Consider the following 25,190-nt stretch of genomic DNA (forward strand, 5'->3'; position numbering starts at 1 on the left):
TACTAATTTATATGCTTCCGGAGAATTTGTAATAAATATACCATGTCCAATTCTTTCAGCTCCTAAAAGATTAACCGCTTCTAAGACATTTTTACCTATCCCTGTTTCTCCTGCATGAATGGTGATTCTATATCCAAGCTCTTCGGCTTTTTTTATGGCATTTACAAACTTCCTTGAAAAGCCTTCATCTTCTCCTCCTGCTAAATCTACAGCCGCTACACCTTTTCCAATATACTTTGCCGCAGCTTCTATAACAGGAAATATTGATTCTTCCGGCATATTTTTCATAAAGGAAAGAATTACATTACCTTTAATGTCATAAAGAGTTTCAGCATCTCTCATTCCCTGTACAACACTTTCTATTATTTCATTAGTTGCAAGTCCTTTTTCCGTATGAAGCAAAGGTGCAAATCTAACTTCTAAATATTTAACATTTTCCCTTGCAGCATCTTCGTAAAGCTCAAAAGCTATCCTACGGAGGCTTTCCTTTGATTGCATTACCATAATTGGTATTTTAAACTTAGATATATATTCTACCAGACAGCTGCATCCATCCGTTACTGTAACCAATTTCTTCAGTTCATTAGTATCATAGGTTGGGAGCTGAATATTTTCTTTACGAGCTATATCTATTATAGTTTCTATTCGCACACTGCCATCAAGGTGGCAATGAAGCTCAATTTTAGGTAGAGATTTAAATTCCATAGTTTCCTCCTTTTACTAGACTCTCTTTAATAATAACTTTTTTATATAATAAAAATTCCCGACTACAAAGAAAATACACTATAGGTATCTTCTTCGTAATCAGGAATTAACGGTTCCTGGTAGAGACCCCCAACCCATATCGTTGGGGTTATACGAAATACTTATATAAGTTAAAACATATATAAATTATTATATTTTAATCAATTTTACCACAGTTAATCGGTATGTCAATATAGTATAATTTATTATATAAATAAAAAATTAAAGTAACCCTATCTTAATAATCTTCAAGCCACAACTCAGTTATAAAAATCATTATATATTAGCATTTTATTCAATATTATTAATTTTTGCTATCTTCAAAAAGCAGCGACTTTAAAAGCTCTGTAGTATCCTTATCGAGATAAAAGTATCCTAAATTGCTTATTACTGCTCTTTCTACATTTTTTTCTATCCATAAGCTAAAGCTTTTTTTATCTATATTTTTGTACACAAGTCTAATTTCATGATGCATCTCATTATTTTTGACGTACCCTAAATCCTTTTCCTCTTTTTCCGCATTTTCTATAGAATGAGCTATTTTATTCACTAGATTTTTATCTGTTACAGTATTAATAATTTCATACTTATAAGTATTATCTTGTCCCATAATCGGTGTCAGCTTTTGAAGCTTAACTTCTGTTAGAGCAAGTTTATTAACTTTATTCTGCTTATGCCCACACCCTTGAAATATAAAAATAAAAATTAAAACAGTTAAGATTAAAATTAATCTTAATCTGTTTTGTACTTTAAAGTTCCCCATAACTTTAATACACTCCCCCACAATAAATATTCAATATGCAATAAAGATTACTCGAATGTTGTTATGACTTTTATTAATCTTAAAGTTTATTAATATACTACTGTCCTTGTCTCCCTGTATCCTATAGCTTTAAATTATATCATGATATTATTATACTATTATACCAACTACAATTGTCAAGTATTAACTAAAAATAGGAATCTATGTCTTCTCTTGTCGACATTCTTTTTATTATAAATAACTGGATATCTTTACTTTTATACTAATGATTTATCTCTGATTATGTTTTATAGCCCCAAACACCCTGCAAAGTAATATTCTTATGTTTATTTACAACCTATGGTAATATTTGTATATTAATTATATAACAATTCACCTTGAGGTTCATTCATAATTAGTCTATATTTTTTTAACTTTTTGTTAAATATATTCATTATAATTTTATTAAGCATTCACATTTTACTAGAAAGAAATCTAAAGGACACAAAAAAAGAAAGTTAGAACAGCTGCAATGAATATTTATAATATAAGCAGCCATTCTAACTTTCTATCTGTTTTGGTGGATTATTGTCAGTCAAATACTGAGTCTCCTTTCTCAAATGTCTATCCAATATTCCCTTTTAAAGCTAATGATCCATCGAATCTATATTAACTCTTATACTAAAGAGGAATAAAGAATTAGAAATTATTAGGTAAATCAATAATTATATTGGTGGTCTCACCCCTTTAAAATATTAGTATTCTAGAAGTACCTTCCTATAATTAATCATTACCACCTCCAAATATTTTATTACCATAAATCATTAGAGGTTATAAATGATTTATTGATTATCTAAATAATACATTATTCAGAATATTTTGTCAAGCTTTACTTTAGTGAATTGTTTGTTAAGGAATTAAATGGAACTACCCCTGGGGTGCTTCCTTTTTAAGGAAGCACCCCAGGGTAGTTCCATAATATTACAGTATAACTTCATATAGCTCCTTTAGAGATTGAATGTAATACTCCGGTTGAGTTATTCTATCTACCTTGTTAGTATCATAAAGACAACTTTTTACCCCCACAGCCTTTGCTGCCGCCGCTTCAAATTCCCTGTCCCCTACAATAAGAGCCTTTTTCTTATTTATATTATATTTATCTATAATATACTGAAAAGCTTCAGGATCAGGTTTTCTTTTAAAGCCATTATTCTTCGTTACAACTTCAGTAAAAAGTCCCAGCATGCCATGGTATTTTAAAATATCCATAGTGCTTTCTCCTCTATGGGTAACTATAAAATTCCTTCCCCCTAATTCCTTAATTTCAATACATACTTCCTCTGCATAAGGGAAAGGATGTACCTCTTCCGCCTTCACATCCTTTTCATATTTCTGGAATCTTTCCATAAAGCCCTCTCTAATACTGTATCTGCTTTTATAATGCATTAAAGCATCCTTTGCAGATACCTTCATGTAAGACAATATTTCTTCCTGATCAGCAGTAACTCCTTCATCTAAAAGAGCTCTTTTAAAAGAATTTACCATTTTAGGATATGTATCAAAAAGAGTTCCGTCAAAATCCCATATTATATCGGTATACCTTAAACATTTCATTTGCGTCACCACTCTCCACCTCTCATGAGTAAATAATCAAATAGCAGATGCTATACTATAGAATATATTTTTACACAGCCTGCCATATCGGTCAATATTTCGATAATATTATAACTCCTTTCATGGAATTATAATTCAAATATGCACATTAGTTAAAAAGGAACTAAGCCCCAAATGATTAACCAAGGCTTAGTTCCTGCATTTTTAGTACTCAAATAATTACTTTACATTCTTAATTCTATTTAATTTATTTCTCTTTTTAAGCATTTTTTTGTATTCACTCTTAGCTTTGGCATTAGTTTTTCTTTCCATAAATTCAGATTCCTTTTTAAGCTTTATATAACTTTGATATCTTTCCTGATGTAATACGCCCTGTTCAATGGCTTTCTTCACTGCACAGCCCGGCTCCGAATCATGACGGCAGTCTGGAAATCTGCATTCTGCTGCCAAGGTTTCAATATCTAAAAAAGCTGTATCTATGCTGTCTTTTACATCTGTTATATGAAGTTCTCTCATTCCCGGAGTGTCAATTAGTATTCCTCCTCCAGGTAAAAGCATAAGCTCTCTGTTTGTGGTAGTGTGCCTTCCTCTATCCTCTGATTCACTTATTTCCTTTGTTGTTTGCCTATATTCTCCTAAAAGTTCATTTATGATAGTAGATTTACCAACTCCTGATGAGCCTATAAACGCTACAGTATTGCCCTTTTTTATATATTTTCTTAATTCTTCAATTCCTGTTTTGAGAAAAGAACTCACGGGTATAATATCTATTCCAGGCGCTGAGTTTTGCGTTTCCATTAAAAGCTCTGAGATATTATCGCATAAATCTGCTTTTGTAAGCAATATCACCGGAAATGCTCCACTATCCCAAGCCATGGTTATATACCTTTCCAATCTCCTTAAATTAAAGTTTTGATTTAAGGACATACATATAAATGCAGTATCTATATTGGCAGCGATTATTTGCTCATCTCTGGACTTCCCTGCGTATTTCCTTACAAATTTACTTTTTCTATTTAAAATACCCTGTATAATCCTCTTATCTCCATCTTCTCCCGGGCTAAGAACTACCCAATCACCTACTGCAGGATAATCTTCTCTAGTTTCTGCATTATATATCATTTTGCCGGATATGGTTCCATATACCTCTCCATTCTGAGTATATATTCTATAAAGATTTTTATATTCTACAGAAACTCTTCCAACCTCATAATTTTCTTTAAACATATCATATTCATTTTGAAAGCCTTCATTCCATCCTAGGTCTAACAAATCATAATTTTTCTTCAATAATTTTTTCCTCCAAACTTCTAATATAAATTTTCATTACATCTTCTTTATAAATCTTTTCCGCACTTTTCATCATTTTCATCTCCTCCTTTTAAATCTGCCATAACATTAAACTTTGTGGTAAAGCAAAAAAATAATCCGGACAAATTATTACATGCCCGGATATCCTTACATTCATCAATAAAATTATTATATACTGCACTTATTACATCTATATTGTTACTAATCAAAAGTTACCTCTAACATTTTTTCAAAACATTATCTCAGTTATTAGACATAACAGGAGATTATCTAGACTACAGATTAATCTTTCTAATAGATGTACTAACCTCTATTATAGACAACCAGCCTTGCTTGTAGATACATAAGTATATTATTACAAATATAAAAAACCGGGCAAGAAACCCTTACCCGGACATAATCAAACTATAATACTCCCTTATGGCAGCATTTCATATCTGGTATAAAGATGGCTTTCTCGCTCTAATAAACAATATTCAATTTTAAATGTTTTTATTAAAGAATCTACTATATCCCTCATCTTCATACCTCCTTTGAAATTCTAAAATGTTATCTATTACATTATAATCCATAATTCTAAGTTAATCAACAAAAATAAGACCAAAAAATGTAAGCACCCCTGAGGCGCTTACATTTTTTGGTTCTACCCCAGGGGTGATGACATAAATTGTCAGTACCCCTGGGGTAGAACCTATTTCTCCCAGACGCAAAGCTGACCATTTTTAGCAAATCGTATATACTTACCTTTGAAGCCTCTCCGCTTCAGCTCTTGCTGAAGGGTCTGAATTATCATAGCATGGCACACCAACAGTGTGTCTTTGTCTGATTCCTTCTCCACCTCATCTAGAATTTTTTTCACCCTGTTTAGGGTATCAGTTCTTCTTTCAGGCTGAGATTTGTGAGAAATTAACCAGGCTACCCTGCTGCTTATACTCCAAAAATTATGAGAAAATTTATAACTTGTCCTAAAAGCCGCAGAGGCAGGAATTTCCCTAAGAAACTCCGTCTTTATTATGTCCAAATCAAGATTATTTGCTTTCAGAATAGTTTCAGCAGTGGTTACAGCTCTTGGAAGATCACTTGCATAGCACTTGCTCCATTGAACTCCTCTTAAATCCACAGGATTTTCAATAACCGGTGAAATATCATAGGTTTCCACCCATTTATTATAGTCACTGGAGGACATACGTTTATACTTACGGCAATCCACTTTAAAGTGTCTAACTAATCCTATTTTCATCTTTTCACTCCTGATTCCATGATATTAACTATTTAATTAATTATACCATGGCTATTCATAAAGCATACTGATTTTACTATAAGTTAAAGTAAGTTTTAATTGGAGTGAGTGATTTCTACCATTAATTTAATCTTTAATTTTATATGATAAAGTACCTGTTTATAAAAATTTTTATAAAACATACTTGTTTAGTTTACCTCTATTCAAAGCTCCCAACCTTTTCCGGAATAATCAGCGAAGCTTCAGTGTTATTTATTACATCATCTATAGTGTATCTGGAATTAATCTCACGAAGCATAAGGCCTTTTTCAGTAACCTGAATAACCGCCATTTCAGTCACTATTAAATCCACCTGTTTATATGCTGTTAGAGGAAGGGTACACTTTTTCAATATTTTTGCCGTTCCTTTAAGAGTATGTTCCATAGCTACAATAACCCGTTTAGCTCCCATAATAAGATCCATTGCTCCGCCCATACCAGGAGCTATTTTACCAGGAACAAGCCAGTTGGCAATACTTCCCTCTTCATCTACCTGAAGAGCTCCCAAAACCGTAGCATCTATATGTCCTCCTCTAATTATAGAAAAAGACATCTCACTATCTATAAAAGCTCCTCCCGCTTCCACAGAAACAGGTTGTCCTCCTGCATTCACTATGCATTTATCCTCTGCTTCTCCCTCTTCTAGAGATTTAATACCTATAATTCCGTTTTCCGATTGAAATATTATATCTAAATCCTTATCAATATAATTTACCACCATGGTGGGAAGACCTATGCCCAGATTTATTAAATCCCCGTCTTTAAGTTCCTTAGCTACCCTTTTTGCAATAACTTCCTTCTTATCGTAATTAGTCATTGATATCCCCCCTAACAATATGATTTATTAGAATTCCAGGTATAATAATCTCATTTGGATCTAAATATCCTTCTTCGATAAACTCTTCAGCCTCTACTATTACCCTATCTGCAGCCATAGCCATCACCGTATTAAAGTTTCTTGTACAGCCAGAATAGCTGATATTTCCTTTTCTATCTACACTACTTCCATATATTAAAGCAATATCAGCTCTTAAAGGAGTTTCTAAAAGATATTCCTCTCCATCAACCTCTATTTTTCTTTTTCCACCTTCAACAATAGTTCCTATTCCTGTTTTAGTAAGCACTCCTCCAAGCCCGGCTCCTCCGCATCTTATTCTTTCCGCTAGAGTTCCCTGAGGAATAAGCTCCACCTCAGTTACCTTCTCAGACATCTGCCTTCCGGTTTCTTTATTGGTTCCTATGTGAGAAGCCATTATTTTTTTGCACAGCTTATTATCCACTAGCTTTCCAATGCCATAATCCTCGTAGGATGTATCATTTACAATTATAGTAAGATCCTTAATCTTCCTCTTAACTATTTCATCTATTAACTTATGCGGGCTTCCGCATCCTAAAAATCCTCCTATCATTAAAGTCATACCATCTTCTATAAAATCTACAGCATCACCGCATTTAATTAACTTAATCAATTAATCCACCCCTCTAAATATATTAATTTATCTATTTCCTCTAGATATCACTACTTTACTAAAGCAATACTTGTGCCATATATTAACAAAATTAACCAAGATATCACTTTTTAAGGTAAAAGTTCTTTTAATCATATAATTAAAGCCTGAAAATCCAGTTAATCAGCATATTAGAGGGTAAATCTATTTAAAAGAAGGATTTTATAAAACAATAAAAATAAAAAGTGTAGCATTTAGTCTACACTTTTTTCATTAATCTAATTAAAAACACACCATTTTTCTTATTTAAAGCCTTTTATCTATATGTAGCATATTTTCTACACTTTAAATCTAATTGTATAAAATTTACTACACAACATAAATGATATTCACTTATTATAAATAATAACACCCATCCTGAATAATATTTACCATAAATAACAATCAATTATAACAAGCAGCAAGTCCTGCTGAAAATAATATTTTCTATAGATGAGCAAAAATTAAATGTATTCATCAATCCTCAGCTTTTGCAGTTTTTTATGAAGAGCCGTCCTATGAATTCCAAGCTTCTTAGCAGCTAAGGTCTTATTACCTCCGCAGTCCATAATTGCTCTTTTAATGGCATTTCTCTCTGTATCTTCCAGGATCTCTTTTAAAGAATAGTTTTCCTCACTGTATTTGTGGTAATCCTCCTTTACTATGTAGCTTGGAAGGGTTTCTGTGGTAAGAATTTCACCTTTAGACAGCACCATGGCTCTTTCCATTACATTTTTAAGTTCCCGCACGTTTCCAGGCCAGTTATAGCTTTTTACAGCCTCCATAAAAGCCGGGGAAAACTCTTTAGTAGTCATATAATATCTTTCAGCGATGGATTTAATTATACTTTTGCAGAGTATAACAACATCCTGTCTTCTTTCCCTTAAAGGAGGAATTTCTATTTTAATTACATTAAGCCTGTAATATAAATCACTTCTGAATTTATTATCCTTAATAGCCAGCTCGATGTTCTCATTGGTAGAAGCTATTATCCTGGCATTTAGCTTTATTCTTTTATTTCCTCCCACCCTTTCGAATTCTTTAGCCTCCAGCACCCTAAGAAGCTTGGACTGCATGTCAATAGGCATGCACCCAATTTCATCCAAAAGTATCGTCCCTCCATTTGCCAATTCAAACTTTCCTGTCTTCCCCTCTTTTTTAGCTCCGGTAAAAGCTCCGGATTCATATCCAAAAAGTTCTGACTCCATGAGTTCTCTTGGTATAGATGCACAGTTTATAGTGACAAAAGGCCCTCTGCTTCTTAATCCTTCTTTATGAATAGCATGGGCAAAAAGCTCCTTTCCTGTGCCGCTCTCCCCCTGTATTAACACGGTTACATCGCTTAAAGAAACCTTTTTCGCTATTTCTTTCTGTTCCATCATTTTATAATCTTCCGTTATGATATCCTTAAAGCCGTATCTCGCTTCATATATGGTTTCAATTTCCCTTTTATATTTATGTACATTTTTCTCTAATATATCAATCTGCTTAAAGAGCTTTTTCAGCTCCTTTGTGTCTTTAAACAAAACCGCTCCAGCTGCTCCTATCACCTCACCATTTTTATATATAGGAATTCTACTGGTAACCGCATTCATACCGTTTATATCCTGAATCTGCATAAGCTCCTTTTCACCGGTTTTTGCAACTATATGGAGCCTTGTGTTATCGATGATATCAGTAACATGCTTTCCCAGAGCCTCTTCCTCCTTGATGCCAAAGAGATTTTCATAATTCCACTTAACCACTATTCCATTTGAATCCACCAGAGCCATTCCATAGTAAAAGGTATCCAAAAGACTTTTTAAAATATCTATTCCTTTTACTATGTCCTGAAGCTCATCCTCACCTCTTAAAACCTCATGATAATCCCTTAAGGTAATAAAATATAACCCGCTGAATATGTTTGAAAGAGGAATTTTCACAACGGATTTCTTAATACTTCCTACCTTTACTATATCTTTTTCTCCCTCCACAGCATAAGCATCAAAAAATGCTTTGAAGCTCTCCACATAAAGCCCATTATCTTTTATAAAGCTTTTATATTTACCATTGCAGTAAAGAATTCTGCCCTCTTCATTCTGAAGAACAATCTCTTCATGAAACACATCGAAAATACTTTTAAACAATTCAGTAAGCTTCAATAAATCGCTTTCATTTAACGGCATATTTATCACCCTTTATAATATTCCAATTACTTCTATATATTAATTATACTGTAAAACCATCTTAAATAATATTCGAAATAAAAAAAGATTCTCCAAGCAAGCCTCAGAGAATCTCTTTTATAATTCTATTAAATTATTCACAATAAATTTTCTTTATTCTTCATCATATACCGTAAAGGTAAAATCCTCAGGAATCACAGATTTAATAAAATCTGCGTCCTCGTCTTTTAGCCAGCCTGTGACAAATTCACTTCCATAATGCTGGCAGCACAACATATACTCATCATCCTTTTTCAGATTTACGCCAAACCACTTTATCTTTCCTTCCTTGTCTAAAGGAGAATTCAAAACTTCCTCAATAAATTCAGGACTTATGCTATTTTCAAAGGATACCATCCCCGCAGCATAACTTTCAGTTTTTCTGCCCAGAATTTCTGCTGACTTTACCGCTTCTTTTTCATCTTCCCAGCAATCCAGCCTAAAGCCTGTACAGGTGTTTATAAAATGCTCAATCAAAGGCTTCCAATAGTGGTAAGTCACAGGAATACTAATCCCGCTGGATGTGTCTTTAGTTTCATTGTTTTCAAAACTAACATAAAATCTTCCCATAATCTTCACTACTCCTTTATAAAATTAATATCCCTGAATTTATTCAAGTATATGTTAATATTATTCTTCCATAAAGATATGAGAAAATCCTCTATTATAGTAAAAATATTTATTTAAATAAAATATTAAACAGATTCTTTACCACCTCTGAGAGGCAAAGCATACGGGCAGCAGCAAATTTCGTTAAATTCCCTAATAAAAGATACATACTCATGAATATTTTTCCAGTATACCATGGCTCTCATATGTCACCGACCTTTCTAAGCAAAAAAATAATAGGTAAGTAATAAAAATCACTCTCTTTTCATTTATTATAGAGAAGGGAGTGATTTAATTTGATAGATTTTAAAAACTGTACTCCAGAAGAGCTGAGTCTGGCTGCGGAAGCCTTTGCTCTAACCCTTACTAAAAATCAGGATGCAGATTATATAAATGTTTTAGGGAATTTTGTAGTTGCTGTTGGAAGCATTATGCTTACCATAGCTGCTCAAAGGGAGTTTTTGGAGAGTTTAAATAAAAAAGAAAAACAACCTGAAAAACCCCTTAATCACTAAATATTTTTCAGAAGGATTTCACAATAATAATTGGATTTGTCCTGCAGTATACTCTGTAGGGCTTTATTCTTTATTAATAATTATAGATATAATTCATATTTATAAAAGTAGTCCTTAGGTATAAACCATTTAAGGATTTTATAAATATAATCATGTTAATATTATATACCTGTAAATCTTTAGTCAAATATTAGTAAAACAATGAATTTAATAGCCTTAATCAGATGAGTATAAACTAATTCATGCTATATTATAAAAAAATAAATTATCGATTATTATTTTTTATTATAGATTTGGTATAACTCTGAAATATGTATTAGAATAGTATATAAAAAGAAGGAGGTTATTATAAATGAAGATAAACTCAAAAGAACTTTTTAGCATTCCTAATATTCTCAGTTATATAAGAATACTGCTCATACCCTTTTTCTTAAAAACTTATATATATGCAGCTGCTCCGAAGGATTATTATGTAGCTTCCTTCATTATATTGCTGTCTGGGCTTACAGATTTAGTAGATGGATATATAGCGAGAAAATACAATATGATAACGGAACTTGGAAAAGCAATAGATCCAATTGCAGACAAGCTTACTCAGGGTGCCATAGTGCTTTGTTTAATGATTAGATTAAAAGGGATGTTTGTTCCTTTAGTGGTTATATTTATATTAAAAGAGCTTTTTATGGCAATATCCTGTCTTGTGCTTTTAAGAAAGAGAAAAAAACTGGATGGGGCAAAGTGGTTTGGAAAGGTATCTACCGCTGTGTTTTATATTAATATGTTTATAATTATAGCAATTCCAGGTCTTAATACCACTGCGGTTAATATATTAATCTGTATTTCTGCATTTTTTATGCTTTTGTCCTTTGCACTGTATATACCTGCTTTTAAAAATTTGTATAAATCTTAAACTCAGTTTTCAAGGAATAACTTAGAAGGTGAAATAGAATGAGCATTGAAGCAATTATATTTATAATCAATTTATTATTAATTATTTCCGTAGTATTTATTGAATACAAAAACCCTAATGAAGCCCTGCTGTGGGTAGCAGTCTTATGCTTTCTGCCTGTAGCAGGAATCATTTTTTATCTGATATTCGGATCAACCTTTGGTATAAAACTTACCTATATGATTAGAAATAATAAGCTTAATAACGGATATAGACAAGTCCTTTATAAACAGCTGGAGCAGATAAAAAACCAGCATCTCGCTTCTTCAAGCCTGAACGAAAATCAGCTTGCAGCTATGGTGAGATTTAATTTAAATTATAGCGAAAGCCTTATTACCCAAAATAATAGGATAGAGCAAATCGTAGGCGGAGAAGAAAAGTATAAGAGAATGTTTAGTGATATGCTCTCCGCTGAAAAAAGCATTCATGTACAGTATTACTCTATACATAATGATATAATCGGTAAAAAACTCATTGATATCTTGGCTTTAAAGGCCTCACAGGGTTTAAAGGTTCTGGTTATGTACGACGGCATAGGCAGCATTACCACCCCCAAAAGCCTGTTTAAGCCTCTTATGGATGCAGGAGGTGAGGTAAAGCGTTTAAAACCCTTCCTTACCCATTTTCGAAATCATAGAAAAATAGTAGTTATTGATGGGAAGATCGCATATACCGGAGGAATGAATATAGGAAAACAGTATGTAAACCTTCATAAGGTTAAGACCCCCTGGAGGGACACCCAGATAAGGATTCAGGGAGACGGGGTTTATATACTTCAATACTACTTTCTTTCTGACTGGTTTTATTCCAATAAACCTAAATCTATAAAAATCAAAGAGGAAGAATTAGCTTCTTTATTTCCTGAACATTCTATTAAGGATGAATTGTTCTGTCAGTTTGTTGCAGGAGGGGTAAACACCCATAAAGAATATACTAAAATGAGCTATTTAAAGATGATAACTTCAGCTAAGAAGAAAATATATCTTCAATCTCCTTATTTTATACCTGACAACACCTTAATGGATGCTTTTAAAATGGCCGCAGCCTCCGGTGTGGATATTAATATAATGATTCCTAATATAAGTCCAAGCTTTTTCCTGGAACCTGTAGGAAACTATTATATCAGTGAGCTTATAGATTACGGAGTAAAAGTATATAAGTATAAGGGCTATATCCATGCTAAAACAATGTCCATTGATTCTATAGCTTCCTGTATAGGCTCTGTGAATATGGATATGAGAAGCCTCCAGGTGGATGATGAAATATGCGCTTTTATATATGATGACCATTTTGCAGAAGAATATGAAAAAATATTTGAGAAGGATATAAAAAACTCTATAGAGCTCGACTATGAAGCTTTTAAAAACAGAGGTTTAAAAGAAAGGATTTTAGAGAGATTTTTTAGATTATTTGCTCCTCTTATGTAATCTATTGATAGAAATATTTGTTATAAAATGCTTCATTTGATATAATTGTAGTATAATCTACAAATCTTAACCAATAGGTGGTAAGCATTATGAATATAGAAAAAAAACGTGCCTTTATTATAAACTTTTTATACTATATTTTAGTTGCGTTTATAATAATCGTCATTTTTAGATTTGGTCTTTTTTGGTTTATGCCATTTATACTGGGCTTTACCATTGCCTTTATATTAAGACCCTCAATAAAGCTTATATCAGAGAAGCTGAAAATTCATTACAAGCTGGCTGCCTCAGTAATGCTCATCCTTTTCTTCGGCACAGTAGGTGTATTTATAGTTTTAATAACTATGAAAATATTTCTCATGCTTAAGGATGTGTTTTATAAGCTGCCGGATATTTATACATACAGCATCGAACCAGCAGTTACAGTTTTACTGGACAATCTTGAAGCCTTGGTATCTCCTATAGCTCCTAATCTGGTAGAAGGATTTTCAAACATCGCTCCTAATTTTACACAGAGCTTAACAAGTATTGTTACCTCAGTTTCTTCCAAAGCAGTTGCCAGCATTACAGGAATTGCAAAATCTGTGCCAAGCTTCTTTATCGGCTTAATATTCACCATAATTTCAACCTTTTTCTTCACTTTAGACTATGATAAAATAACAGGTTTTATCCTAAAGCAATTCTCAGAAAAAAATAAAAGCATCATTTTTGATGTAAGAAATTATATGGTAGGAAGTGTATTCAAGCTTGTAAAGGCATATGGGATATTAATGACTCTTACCTTTGTGGAACTGTCTATAGGATTTTCAATATTAAGGCTTGAAAATGCAATGGTAGTAGCCGCTTTAATCGCTATGGTAGATATACTTCCGGTATTAGGGACAGGGGGAATACTGATTCCCTGGACAATTATAGAGTTAATAAAAGGGAATATTGCTTTTGCTGTAGGTCTCATTATTATATATCTAGTGATAACAGTAGTAAGAAACATATTAGAGCCTAAGATAGTGGGACAGCAGATTGGCCTCCATCCTTTAGCAACTCTTATGTCTATGTTTATCGGTGTTAAAGTCTTTGGATTTTTAGGTATATTTATTATGCCTATACTTGTAATAATCGCAAAAAACCTAAACAGCAGCAAAAAAATCCATTTGTTTAAGTAAAATAAAGCCAGCAGATATCTCAATTCTGCTGGCTTTAAAATTTAATTTCACCTTATATTATATCTCTCCATTAGAAGCTGTTTTTTAATATTGAGCTCTTCTTCCGAGAAAAACTCTTTTATTTCATTTAAAAACTCTAAGCTTTTCTTATATTTTTCTTCTTTTAGTCGCCTAAAAGCTTTATCCTTTAATGCCTTTGAGATTTTATTATATTCGTCTATAGTAATTATATTTTGAAATTTAAGCAGAGATAATGTGTTTTGTTTATCTGCCTTTATTTTCGGATTTAAAGCTAGTCTTACAGCAAAATATATAATTAAAAACAAAATAACTATTGCCCACAGTAAATCGAAAGCCATAATAAAAATATCCCCCTCATATATAAATAAAAATTTATTTTAAATATCCTAATTTTTTTAACAGCTTTAGAGACTCAATTATCCCCTTAGTGTTAAACACCTCCAGGCACCAGGAAGCTTTAGTCGCCTTTGCCTTTAACAGCTCTAAGGTTACTGACATATCTATGCTTCCTTCAAGAAGAGAGTTATGATAATCAAAGCTTCCGTCATTATTGTGGAGGTGAACATAGTCTATTTTGTCCTCTAATCCTTCTATCCAGTGCTTTATGGTATTTTTAGAAGCGGCATTAGCATGTCCAATATCAAAGCAGGCTGTAAAGTTCGGATGGTTTATATATTCAATAAGCTCTTTAATGAGTCTATAATCATCATCAAAAACATTTTCAATGTGAAATTTCATGGAATCTATTTTATCTTTAATAAATTCTTCCCAAAACACTTTAGAATTTTCAAGCCATTCCTCTCCATAGCTGACCTTTGGAATAAAACCGCTGTGAAATATCATACGCCCAGCATTCAAGCTTTTTGCTGCTTCATAGCTCTGCTGAAATCTCTCCATGGTAACCTTTCTTACGTACTTATCAGGACTTCCTGGAGACATGTCTATAAAGGGGCCATGAATTGTAATTTCTCTGTTATCTAAAAAACCTTCCATATCCCTTTTGTATTCTTTTAAATAATGATCACAATCATCCAGGATCATGGCGCTTCCAAAGTTTACAATTTCTAAATTAACCTTATATTCTTTTAAAATATCCTGCATTTCTTCTGTTTTTATAAGATGTGATGCATATATATTCAAATTTTCACCTCTTCCTTTGCTTTTAAATCCTCAGCTCCTTAAAGGAATTTGCTGCCATAACTAATACATCATTTTCACAGATTTCTGTGGAGCCCTTTGGAACTATAATTTCATTTTTACGCTTAATCATCACCACTAAAATATCCTCAGGTATATCTGCTTCCATGATAGTTTTTCCCTTCCATGGGCTCTTTTTATTTACTGTATATTCCTTAAGCTCTGTGTGAAACTCCTCTTCATAGTCATTAAAAGTCTTTAATACAGGACTTTCAGCTTCAACAAGATCCAGCTTCTTTGCAAGATAGGGTATAAGAGACCCCTGAACCAGAACTGAAAATAATGCCACAAAGAACACTATATGAAATATATCATTTTTAACAAATACATCATTTGTGACAACATAAATGGCAAAAACCAGTGAAGCTGCCCCTCTAAGCCCTACCCAGGACACGAAAAGCTGCTGCTTTACAGGTATTTTAAACCAGCTTAAGATGCTGAATACAGCTACAGGTCTGGCTACGATTATCAAAAATAAAGATACCAATATGCCGGGAGCAATTATGAGCTTAATTTGAGAAGGAAAGGATAAAAGTCCTAAGGTGAAAAACAGCATTATCTGCATAAGCCAGGATACCCCGTCAAAAAAATGTACCAGACTCCTTTTATGGGTTATTCTGCTGTTTCCTAATATAATTCCCGTAACATAGGCAGACAAAAATCCATTTCCACCCATAACCTCGCTTAAGGCAAATCCTAAAACCACTATAGCTGTAACAAAGATAGGGTAAACTCCGTCTATTTCAAATTTAACCCTATTTAATATAAATACAGTGGCTGTAGCAAGGAGTATCCCAATTCCTACTCCAAATAAAATCTGATTGAAAAGCAGCTTTAAGAGATTCTGTCCTGAATTATTCATAAAGCTTAATACCACTACGGTGAGCATATATGCAAAAGGGTCGTTACTTCCACTCTCTACCTCCAGAAGGGATGCTAGCCCACCTTTAAGGTTTAATTCCCTGGAACGAAGGATGGAAAAAACAGAAGCAGCATCTGTAGAGGCTACCACAGCTCCCACTAAAAAGCCTTCAAAAATCGTCATTTTTAATATAAAGTGGCAGAACAATCCTGTAAGTGCTGCAGTTATGGCTGTACCTAAGGAAGATAATAAAACGGACTGGATTGCTACCGGTTTAGCCATTCTCCAGTTAGTAACAAATCCTCCATAAAACATTATGAAAACAAGACTTAAAGAAAATAAATCCTTTGACAGCTCAAAATTATCAAAATATATTCCCCCTATGCCATCAGATCCAAAGAGCATTCCCAGTAATAAGAATATAAATAGTGCCGGAACTCCAAATCTGTAAACCAATTTACTGGAGGTTATACATATGAGCAGCACTATTCCTGACAGTATCAATAACTGAGTCATTAAAATTACCACCTCCGATTAAGTTTAGTTTAATGAATTTTTTTAAAAGTTGCTGCAAAGCTTAGGTAGTATATTATTTTTTTATATAAGCTTCTTTAAAAAATATCTTTTATGTTCCTTAGGACAGTCCTCCAAAACTCCAAAAATTTCGTATCCCTGTTTAATATAAAAATCCTTTGCCTGAAAATCAAAGGTATCTAAGTGGATTAAATAACAGCCCTGCTCTTTTGCCTGCTTTTCCACTTCTTTTAAAAGCTGTGCTCCATGTCCTTTTCCCCTGAATTCTTTTTTCACCACCAGCATATCAATATACAAGCAGTTCCAGCAATAAAGCACAGCACTTAATCCGGCAACTATATTTCCCTTTTCATCCTTCATAGTTCTGCTCATGGATATAAAGGATTCCTTCTGAGTAAAGGGAACTTTAGAATTATTGAATTCCACCAGCTCATTTTCTATTTCGTCAATCTCTTCTTTGGTGCTTTTAGCAAATGTAAAATTTTCCATATTATTTTTTCCCCAGGGAAGCTACATATATAGCGAAAGCTTCCTCCTCATTAATTTTTAAAAGTGAATTCAGTTCATCGTCATCATAGGAAGCAATAGCACACACTCCGCAGTCCACTGCTTCTGCTGCTAAATATAAATTCTGGCATACATGTCCGGCATCTAAATGCATATATCTATAGCCTCTTTCACTATATCTCCAGGTCATTCTGTTAGGCACTGCTGTCCAAATGAAGGTTACTGCACTTTTTTCAATAAATTTCTGTTCTGAACAGGCTTTAGAAACCCTTTCAGCCATAGCTTGGTCTATTTCCACCTCTATAAGCTTATTTTCTAAGGCCACATATCTGTACAACCCTACCTTTAACCCCTCTACCTTATTTATTAACAGGTAGGTCTCAAAGGCATGTCTTGCTCCTGCAGAGGGAACATTCCTCAAGGTTGCTTTTCCAACCTTAATATCCTTTACACCCTGAGTGCACCACAATAAAAAAGTAAGCTCCTCTAAGGTCAGCTTTTCATCTGTGTAGCTTCTTATGGTATGCCTGTTTTCAATAGCCTCTCTTAAGGTAATATCTTTAACGGTTATGTCTGAAGGATCCGGCAGATCAATTATTCTGCCTTTAAAATCATAAGAAAGCTCCAATGGAGGCTGCTTTGTCCCCTTTTCCTGCTCGCTTTCCCCTTCGTATTTATACTTTGTTAACTCCATAAATTCTCTGCCTATACTTTTCATAAATAGCCCCCTCAAATAATTAGATTAATAAATGAAATAAATAATGCCTGCTAATGTGAGATATGCCCCATTATAATATCTCTATTCTATATTTTACCATAGACCTTTAAATAATATGAGGAAAGATAATTAAAAATTATAAATGTAAAATGCAAAATGAAGGATGAAACTCCTAACAGAGTTTCTTAAATTTAATTTAAGAAATTCCGTAGGAATTTCCTCCTTCATTTATAATTCTTAATTTCTAATTTTACATTGTCTTTTCAATTTCCAATTAAATAACAGCTACTATTTACCAATCATTATTCCAAATTAAAGATTTTTATAGTAATTTATCAGATAGCTTTACCTAACTTAAAAATTTCAGCTTTTTTCAATTTTACAATATATCAATTATTAAACTATAATACCACTTGTAACTACATATTGTGTTTATATAAATAAAAACCACAATATATAGTATATTTATAAAAAGGAGTGTACATAATGAATCAAGCACTTAACTCTATACCTGAAAAATTAAAAGATATTTCCTCCTTTGCCTGTAAAGAAATCTACAAATATGATGATTTATATAATCCTGAAAAGCTTTTAAGGGCAATGGAATACTCCTTTAGAGAGGGAGCCAGTGAAAAAGAGCATTTAAAAGCTGTAGTGCAGTGTGCTTTAGAACTTGCAGACGATAAAAGTCCCAAATGGGAATTTGCTGCTTCTAAACTTTTTATTCATGGTATGTATAAGGAGGTTTCCGAAAACCGAGGATTTCCGGAATACAACAGCCTTTATTCCCTAATAAAAGCACTTACGGACAAAGGTCTTTATGGAAAATATATATTACAGAATTATAGCCGAGAAGAAATTAATGAAGCAGAAAAATACATAGTTCCTGAAAGAGATTATTTATTTAACTATAGCGGTATTAATCTTATTTATAAAAGATATTTAATTCAAAATGGGGACAGAAAAGTAATGGAGCTGCCCCAGGAAATGTTTATAGGTATATCTCTTCATCTTGCCATGAAGGAAAAAAGAGAAAAAAGGCTTTATTGGGTAAAAAGATTTTACGATGTTTTAAGCTCACTAAAGGCTACCATGGCCACTCCAACCATGTCTAATTCAAGAAAGCCTTATCATCAGCTGAGCTCCTGCTTTATAGATACCGTACCCGACAGCCTTCAGGGTATATATAAAAGCTTAGATAATTTCTCCAGGGTTTCAAAGTTCGGAGGAGGTATGGGTATATACCTTGGAAAAGTTCGTGCCTTGGGCTCAGATATAAGAAACTTTAAAGGAGCCTCCGGAGGCGTGATTCCCTGGGTAAAGCTGTTTAATGATACAGCCATTGCTGTGGACCAGCTGGGCATGAGGACCGGAAGTGTTTCTATATGGCTGGATGCATGGCATAAAGATCTTCCGGAATTCCTTCAGCTAAAGACCAATAACGGTGATGACCGCAAAAAGGCTCATGATGTTTTCCCCGGCATAAACTTCCCTGATTTATTCTGGCATCTAGCAGAGACAGATATTAACTCTGTCTGGTATATGATGTGTCCCCATGAAATAAAAAAGCTTAAAGGCTATGAGCTTTGCGATTTTTATGGAGAAGAATGGGAAAAGAAATATTATGAATGCGTTAATGATGCTTCAATAGAAAAAAGAGAAATGCCGGTAAAGGATTTGATAAAGCTCATTATTAAAAGCACATCAGAAACTGGAACTCCCTTTATATTTAACAGGGATACAGCAAACAAAATGAATCCAAACAAGCATAAAGGAATGATTTATTCAACAAACCTTTGTACAGAAATAATGCAGAATATGAGTCCTATAGAGTTTATTGAAGAAGAGGTAACAGAGAATAATGGTGAGGCAGCTATAACGGTAAAAACAAAGCCCGGAGATTTTGTAGTATGCAACCTTTCTTCTCTGGTCCTTGGTAAAATCGATGTTAATAATGAGGAGGAACTTGAATATATAGTTGAAACTCAAGTGAGAGCAATGGATAACGTCATAGATTTAAACTATTATTCTGTACCTTATGCAGAGATAACCAATAAAAATTATAGAGCCATAGGCTTAGGCACCAGCGGCTATCATCATATGCTGGCAAACAATAATTTAGATTGGGAAAGCGACGAGCATATAAGATTTGCTGATAGTATTTATGAAAAAATAAACTATTTTGCTATAAAAGCAAGCATGGATATAGCCAAAGAAAAAGGAGGCTACAGATACTTTGAAGGGTCAGACTGGCAGACGGGAGATTATTTCTCTTTAAGAGGCTATGATTCTCCAAAATGGCAGAGATTAAAAGAAGAAGTAAAAAATAATTCCATAAGAAACGGCTACCTGATGGCAGTAGCTCCAAACGGTTCCACAGCCTCAATCGCTGGTACTACAGAAGGTATAGATCCTGTAATGGCAAGGTTTTATTTTGAAGAAAAGCGAGGCATTATAACTCCTAAGGTTGCTCCAGATATAACAAACACCAATTCTTCCCTTTATAAATCCGCCTATGATATAAATCAGCACTTTAGTATTAAAGCCAATGCGGCCAGGCAGAAGCATATAGATCAGAGCCAATCCTTTAATTTATATATAACTACAGACTACACAATGAGGCAAATACTTAACCTCTATATAGATGCATGGAAGAGCGGAATAAAAAGCATTTACTACTTAAGATCAAAATCCTTATCCGTAAATACCTGTGAAAACTGCTCTTCATAGCTTTCATATATTAAAGAATAATAAAAGAAAAATTTCTTAAACCGGGAGGTAATAAAATGAAAGCATTAAATAAAAAACCATTATTCAATGAATCCGGTGATACGGATATATCTAAAAAAAGGCTTATAAATGGAAATACCACTAATTTAAATGATTTTAACAATATGAAATATACCTGGGCCTCAGAATGGTATAGACAGGCTATGAATAATTTTTGGATACCTGAAGAAATAAATATGGCTCAGGATCTTAAGGATTACAGGGTACTGACAGAAGAAGAAAGGACGGCCTATGATAAAATACTTTCTTTTTTAATCTTCTTAGACAGCGTACAGATGGAGAATCTAGGGAATGTAAATAACTATATTACAGCCAGCGAGGTTAATTTATGTCTCACCATTCAGGCCTTCCAGGAGGCTATTCATTCTCAGTCCTACAGTTATATGCTGGATACAATATGTCCTCCTAATAAGAGGAATGAAATACTCTATCAATGGAAGGACGATCCTATATTATTGTCAAGAAACAAATTTATAGGAGATCTTTATAATGAATTTTTAGATAATCCTGTTCCTGAAAACTTGCTTAAAACCCTTATGGCAAATTACATTCTAGAAGGAATATATTTTTATTCAGGCTTTATGTTCTTCTATAACCTGGAGCGAAACTCAAAAATGCCCGGAAGTGTTCAGCAGATAAGATACATAAACAGAGACGAAAACACTCATCTTTGGCTTTTCAGAAACATCATCAGGGAGCTAAAAAAGGAAGAGCCTCATCTCTTCACCGATGAAAGCGTGGAGGAACTGAGAAACATGATAAAAACCGGTGTGGAAAATGAAATAGCATGGGGACATTATGTAATAGGTAATAAATTCAGGGACTTAATAAAAATGTTCTCAGTGAATATATTAAGTACTTAGGAAATCTGAGATTAAAGGATTTAGATATGGAACCTCTATATGAAATTACTGAAAATCCCCTTCCCTGGATAGATCAATATTCCGACGCAAATGCTGTAAAAACAGATTTCTTTGAAGCAAAGTCTACTGCCTATGCTAAAGCGGCTGTTTATGAGGATGATTTATAGAAAAACAGAGGAGCAAGTTAGAGGTGAGAAGTCTGATGTCATAGGTGAGATGTGTGAGGTGAGAGATGAGAGGTGAAAGGAGATACTTGTGATAACTTTTAAATTTCTCTTTTTCAAAATTCTCTCCTGCTTTTATGATAATTTCACCTATATACCTTTAAATTCTGTTATTTGTATATAATAGTTTATTTATATGATACTTAGTTCTTATATGGATAAATAGTTTTGTCTAAGCATAAAATACCTCTGAAAATGCATTTATACATTAATTCAGAGGTATTTTATTATTTTATCTCTTTTTAAATTTTATACATATACCTATTTATATTAGTCAATAGAGTTCTAGTTTATAAGCTCAGCAAGCTCTTCACTGAGCTTTTTAATATCCAGTCCATTAGTAAAGCTCAGACAGGTTCCTGAAGGATATCTTGTTTTTTCTATCCATTTCTCAGGCATATTTTTAGCACCATATTTTGCCCCAAGTATTGCTCCCACTATAGCACCTATGGTATCAGCATCTCTTCCAAAGTTTCCTGCTGCAATTACCCCTGTTTTAAAATCCTTATTTACTAATTTTAAAATTCCAAAAGCACTGGCTACAGCCTCAGGAACTACTGCTTTGTAACTTGTCCATAATTCATCATGGAGAACCATCCATGAATTTAAAAAGTCTCCGTTATTTTCTTCAATTATTTCCATAGCTTTATTGATAGTATAATATAACCAGGAATCCTTAGGTATAACACTTAAAGCTGCCTGAATTATTTCATCAATGCTTCCGTCAACCATAGCCGCAGCTACTGCAGCAGCTACAGCCTGAGCCCCCCATATACCTTCTCTGTAGTGGCTAATGCAGGCATCTGTTTCTGCAAGCTCAGCAGCTTTTTCTATGTCTCCTGCACAAATTATACCTATAGGAGCTATCCTCATAGCACTTCCGTCGCTATTATAGTATGCATTATACATTCCTGAGTAAGGAGGCATTATACCTCTCTTTATATTTCTTGCGCCTTCAATTTCACTGGATCCGCCTCTAGGAAAATCATCCTGTACAGCAACATTTTCCATCCAAGCCCTGACTACATCCTCTGAAGTAGGTCTGCCTTTAGAGTCTATTAATATTTTTGCTGTTAACAGGGCAAACTCAGTATCATCTGTACTCCAAGAAGCACCTTTATTAAAATCAGTAGTAATACCATACTTCATCTGATTTTCTTGATTTCTTGATGCATCACCGAAGGAATCCCCTATTGCAAGTCCCGATAATGCTCCTAGTGCCTTATCCAAGGCTAATTCTCTATTATTGATTAATTCACTTCTACTTATCATAACCTCAATCTCCTTTATGCTGTAATATAAAATATTAATATATATAGTTATTAAAGCTCTTTAACCTTTAAATCTCCGAACAGACTTCTTCCTAAGGAGTATTTAGCGTATCCTACCATACCATAAGAAATTAAATTATCAAAAACCTCCAGAACCTTCTCCTGATTTATGCTTAGTTGGAGCATACTGCCCTTTAATATAAACTCAAATTCATATTCCTTTCCAAACTCCCAGTTATATTCCGTTTTTGCCAAGATCTTTAATCCCTTATAATTAACCAATATCGCAGCCTCATTTTCTCCTATGAATCCTGCATAATAACCTCTTAGTGCTCCCTGTACCCTTCCGCTTATTAAGTGGCTTGTACCGTTTTGAGGTATAACGGAACCATTTATTTTAACATCCTCTGTAAAATAATTACCTGTTACCGCTTCTGCATGATTAACAGTTATAGACTCCATGCGGCCTTCTTCTATATTCCACGAACCATGGTTATGAGAAAAGGGAGTTATTGAAGCAAACTCTTTTTTCTGCTTTGAAATTTTAATATCATAATCTGCCTTACCCTTAACTTTAAATTCATCTATATAAAGTATTCCTAAGTCCTTATATTTTCCCGGTGAATTACCCTCAAGAACTATTCCTATTTCGTCAATCACAGCACCTTCCATATTAGGTATTATGAATTTAATTTCTCTCCATCCTTCTTCATTTATTACCATTCCGTCTAAAAGTATATCTTCTTTTGTTGTGCTGTTCCTGACATAAGGTGATATATAAATGCTTTCCCCATTCCACCTTTCCGCATAAACAAACATGGAAACCTCCTGACCTGAATAAGCAGTTGGCGAAAATACAGGCATGTATCTTTCATCGCTGAAATCGGTTCTTCTATAAAAAGGCTTATAAAATATCTTACATTTCTTTCCTCTCTCCATTCTGTCGAAGAGAACCGCTAGAGATCCTTGTCCCTTATACGCTTTATCTCTGGAATTCTTTATAGAACAATAAAAATCATCGGATACCCTAAAGTTATGGGTAGAACCCTTTAGTTCAAAGTCAAAATGTATTTCTCCCTGTTTAAAACTTTCTTTTAAATAATCAGGCACCTCTTCTTCTGCAAGCTTATAGCCAAGTATAGCAAGCTCTTTTGAATAGCTTGGGATATCTAAAATATTAAGATATCCTGATATTCCTGATAATACCACTGAATCATTTATAGGACTTCTGTAGCATTCTTTAATTCCTTCTAATCCACAGGCTACTCCCATTATAGTTCCTACATTTCCTGCATTACAGTCAGTGTCCCAGCCACACATGGTAGCAATTTCAACGGTTCTGTTAAAGTCTCCTTCACCATATAATAAAGCTAATACACACACCCCTGCGTTAGGGATAATATGACAAACACCTCTATACTTGTCATATCCCCAATTATCCTGTAAATACTTCATGCATTTTCTAAAATCCTCAGGATTATCTTTATAAAAGCTTATAACAGCCTCTGTTACTTTGCTATAGGCGGATTCTTTAGGAATAACCTTAAGGCCTGCTTCAATTATTTTTAGCGGATTCTTTTCTGTGAAACCCTTTGAAATGCACGCCGCCATAAATCTTGCTCCATTTAAACCCTCTCCGTCATGAGAGACGCTTGCTGCTGCCATGGCATAATCTGCTGCTTTTTCAATATTATTAGGCCAAATTAATCCCCAGGTATCAATAAATATTTGTCCACCTATCTGCTCAGCTAGAATTATTCCATTTTGCTCAATAGATCCTGATTTCGGTGCCTGGATACCATTAAGAAGATTTAGATATGCAGTGTGCTCTGTGCTGGTGCCGTAGCCTCCCCACCAAAACATTCCTACACCTTCTCTTGCATAATTCAGCCAGGCATCAGCTACATGTTCAGCCTTTAGACCATCTTTTTGGTTTTCATCATACATTGCCCTCAAAAAATAAACAGGTCCGTTAACATCATCATCTGCGGCAAAATTAATAAAAGACTTAACGTAATTTGTAATATCTCCATATGTTCTTTCTATTCTTTCATAAGTCCAGATAGTTGGCTCTACAGGAGCACCTAATCTTATTCCAATATTCATTCCTATAAAACCAGCATAAACTTTTTCTATATAATCATGTTGCATACTCTGCA

Annotated in this window: 22 protein-coding genes, 1 pseudogene and 1 riboswitch; of the genes and pseudogenes, 6 read left to right on the forward strand and 17 right to left on the reverse strand. The window is 33.7% G+C overall.

The annotated features are described in order from the left end of the window. The 10 genes from TA89_RS12855 to TA89_RS12900 all read right to left on the reverse strand — a co-directional run. A partial coding sequence (locus TA89_RS12855) for an amidohydrolase family protein (RefSeq protein ID WP_040213923.1) occupies window positions 1-705 on the reverse strand: 705 nt, incomplete at its 3' end. 76 nt (window positions 706-781) lie between these two features. Beyond that, window positions 782-881: riboswitch (purine riboswitch) on the reverse strand. A 167-nt stretch (window positions 882-1,048) separates the two neighbouring features. Continuing rightward, window positions 1,049-1,507 (reverse strand): hypothetical protein, encoded by a 459-nt coding sequence (locus tag TA89_RS12860; RefSeq protein WP_040213924.1) that lies wholly within the window; start codon window positions 1,505-1,507, stop codon window positions 1,049-1,051. A gap of 960 nt (window positions 1,508-2,467) precedes the next feature. Continuing rightward, window positions 2,468-3,100, reverse strand: coding sequence for an HAD-IA family hydrolase (locus tag TA89_RS12865; protein ID WP_040213925.1), 633 nt, complete (start codon window positions 3,098-3,100; stop codon window positions 2,468-2,470). Window positions 3,101-3,319: 219 nt separating this feature from the next. Beyond that, window positions 3,320-4,390, reverse strand: a complete 1,071-nt coding sequence (rsgA, locus tag TA89_RS12870; RefSeq protein WP_040213926.1) for a ribosome small subunit-dependent GTPase A — start codon at window positions 4,388-4,390, stop codon at window positions 3,320-3,322. Between the two features lie 47 nt (window positions 4,391-4,437). Next, entirely contained in the window at window positions 4,438-4,620 is a 183-nt protein-coding gene (locus TA89_RS12875) for a hypothetical protein (protein ID WP_040213927.1), read from the reverse strand. 482 nt (window positions 4,621-5,102) lie between these two features. Then, on the reverse strand, window positions 5,103-5,651 hold the full coding sequence (locus TA89_RS12880) for a histidine phosphatase family protein (RefSeq protein WP_040213930.1): 549 nt from the start codon (window positions 5,649-5,651) through the stop codon (window positions 5,103-5,105). A gap of 199 nt (window positions 5,652-5,850) precedes the next feature. Continuing rightward, complete coding sequence (locus TA89_RS12885) at window positions 5,851-6,507, reverse strand: 3-oxoacid CoA-transferase subunit B (RefSeq protein ID WP_040213932.1); 657 nt, start codon at window positions 6,505-6,507, stop codon at window positions 5,851-5,853. Continuing rightward, complete coding sequence (locus TA89_RS12890; RefSeq protein WP_187119308.1) at window positions 6,500-7,159, reverse strand: CoA transferase subunit A; 660 nt, start codon at window positions 7,157-7,159, stop codon at window positions 6,500-6,502. Before TA89_RS12890 ends, TA89_RS12885 begins: the two co-directional genes overlap by 8 nt. Before the next feature lie 482 nt (window positions 7,160-7,641). After that, window positions 7,642-9,342, reverse strand: a complete 1,701-nt coding sequence (locus TA89_RS12895) for a sigma 54-interacting transcriptional regulator (RefSeq protein WP_040213934.1) — start codon at window positions 9,340-9,342, stop codon at window positions 7,642-7,644. Between the two features lie 153 nt (window positions 9,343-9,495). Further along, window positions 9,496-9,951, reverse strand: coding sequence for a hypothetical protein (locus TA89_RS12900; protein ID WP_040213936.1), 456 nt, complete (start codon window positions 9,949-9,951; stop codon window positions 9,496-9,498). Window positions 9,952-10,286: 335 nt separating this feature from the next. On the opposite strand from TA89_RS12900, the gene TA89_RS12905 reads away from it, so the two are divergent. From TA89_RS12905 to ytvI, 4 genes are all read left to right on the forward strand, one after another. Further along, on the forward strand, window positions 10,287-10,505 hold the full coding sequence (locus TA89_RS12905; RefSeq protein WP_040213938.1) for a hypothetical protein: 219 nt from the start codon (window positions 10,287-10,289) through the stop codon (window positions 10,503-10,505). 352 nt (window positions 10,506-10,857) lie between these two features. Beyond that, window positions 10,858-11,415, forward strand: coding sequence for a CDP-alcohol phosphatidyltransferase family protein (locus tag TA89_RS12910; protein ID WP_040213940.1), 558 nt, complete (start codon window positions 10,858-10,860; stop codon window positions 11,413-11,415). Window positions 11,416-11,453: 38 nt separating this feature from the next. Beyond that, window positions 11,454-12,881, forward strand: a complete 1,428-nt coding sequence (gene cls / locus TA89_RS12915; protein WP_040213942.1) for a cardiolipin synthase — start codon at window positions 11,454-11,456, stop codon at window positions 12,879-12,881. A gap of 89 nt (window positions 12,882-12,970) precedes the next feature. Continuing rightward, on the forward strand, window positions 12,971-14,044 hold the full coding sequence (gene ytvI, locus TA89_RS12920) for a sporulation integral membrane protein YtvI (RefSeq protein WP_052447495.1): 1,074 nt from the start codon (window positions 12,971-12,973) through the stop codon (window positions 14,042-14,044). 47 nt (window positions 14,045-14,091) lie between these two features. Here the strand turns inward: ytvI and TA89_RS12925 are convergent, their stop codons facing one another. The 5 genes from TA89_RS12925 to TA89_RS12945 form a co-directional block, all read right to left on the reverse strand. Next, complete coding sequence (locus TA89_RS12925; RefSeq protein WP_040213945.1) at window positions 14,092-14,403, reverse strand: hypothetical protein; 312 nt, start codon at window positions 14,401-14,403, stop codon at window positions 14,092-14,094. Window positions 14,404-14,437: 34 nt separating this feature from the next. Next, window positions 14,438-15,205 (reverse strand): sugar phosphate isomerase/epimerase family protein, encoded by a 768-nt coding sequence (locus TA89_RS12930; RefSeq protein ID WP_040213946.1) that lies wholly within the window; start codon window positions 15,203-15,205, stop codon window positions 14,438-14,440. A 22-nt stretch (window positions 15,206-15,227) separates the two neighbouring features. After that, window positions 15,228-16,640, reverse strand: a complete 1,413-nt coding sequence (locus tag TA89_RS12935) for a potassium/proton antiporter (protein WP_040213947.1) — start codon at window positions 16,638-16,640, stop codon at window positions 15,228-15,230. Window positions 16,641-16,721: 81 nt separating this feature from the next. After that, window positions 16,722-17,147, reverse strand: a complete 426-nt coding sequence (locus TA89_RS12940; RefSeq protein ID WP_040213949.1) for a GNAT family N-acetyltransferase — start codon at window positions 17,145-17,147, stop codon at window positions 16,722-16,724. 1 nt (window position 17,148) lies between these two features. Further along, window positions 17,149-17,883 carry a SagB/ThcOx family dehydrogenase gene (locus tag TA89_RS12945; RefSeq protein ID WP_040213951.1) on the reverse strand — a complete coding sequence of 245 codons (735 nt, stop codon included), beginning with the start codon at window positions 17,881-17,883 and terminating at the stop codon, window positions 17,149-17,151. 486 nt (window positions 17,884-18,369) lie between these two features. On the opposite strand from TA89_RS12945, the gene TA89_RS12950 reads away from it, so the two are divergent. Then, window positions 18,370-20,613, forward strand: a complete 2,244-nt coding sequence (locus TA89_RS12950; protein ID WP_040213953.1) for a ribonucleoside-diphosphate reductase subunit alpha — start codon at window positions 18,370-18,372, stop codon at window positions 20,611-20,613. 56 nt (window positions 20,614-20,669) lie between these two features. Continuing rightward, window positions 20,670-21,703: pseudogene (locus TA89_RS12955) on the forward strand (ribonucleotide-diphosphate reductase subunit beta). A gap of 342 nt (window positions 21,704-22,045) precedes the next feature. Here the strand turns inward: TA89_RS12955 and TA89_RS12960 are convergent. Beyond that, complete coding sequence (locus tag TA89_RS12960) at window positions 22,046-23,032, reverse strand: ADP-ribosylglycohydrolase family protein (RefSeq protein ID WP_040213955.1); 987 nt, start codon at window positions 23,030-23,032, stop codon at window positions 22,046-22,048. Window positions 23,033-23,082: 50 nt separating this feature from the next. Next, the gene (locus TA89_RS12965; protein WP_040213956.1) at window positions 23,083-25,182 is read right to left on the reverse strand and encodes an ADP-ribosylglycohydrolase family protein; all 2,100 of its coding nucleotides are present in this window, start codon (window positions 25,180-25,182) and stop codon (window positions 23,083-23,085) included. Window positions 25,183-25,190: the final 8 nt, after the last annotated feature.

Source organism: Clostridium polynesiense (genome assembly GCF_000820705.1).
GTDB classification, from domain to species: Bacteria; Bacillota; Clostridia; order Clostridiales; family Clostridiaceae; genus Clostridium_AA; species Clostridium_AA polynesiense.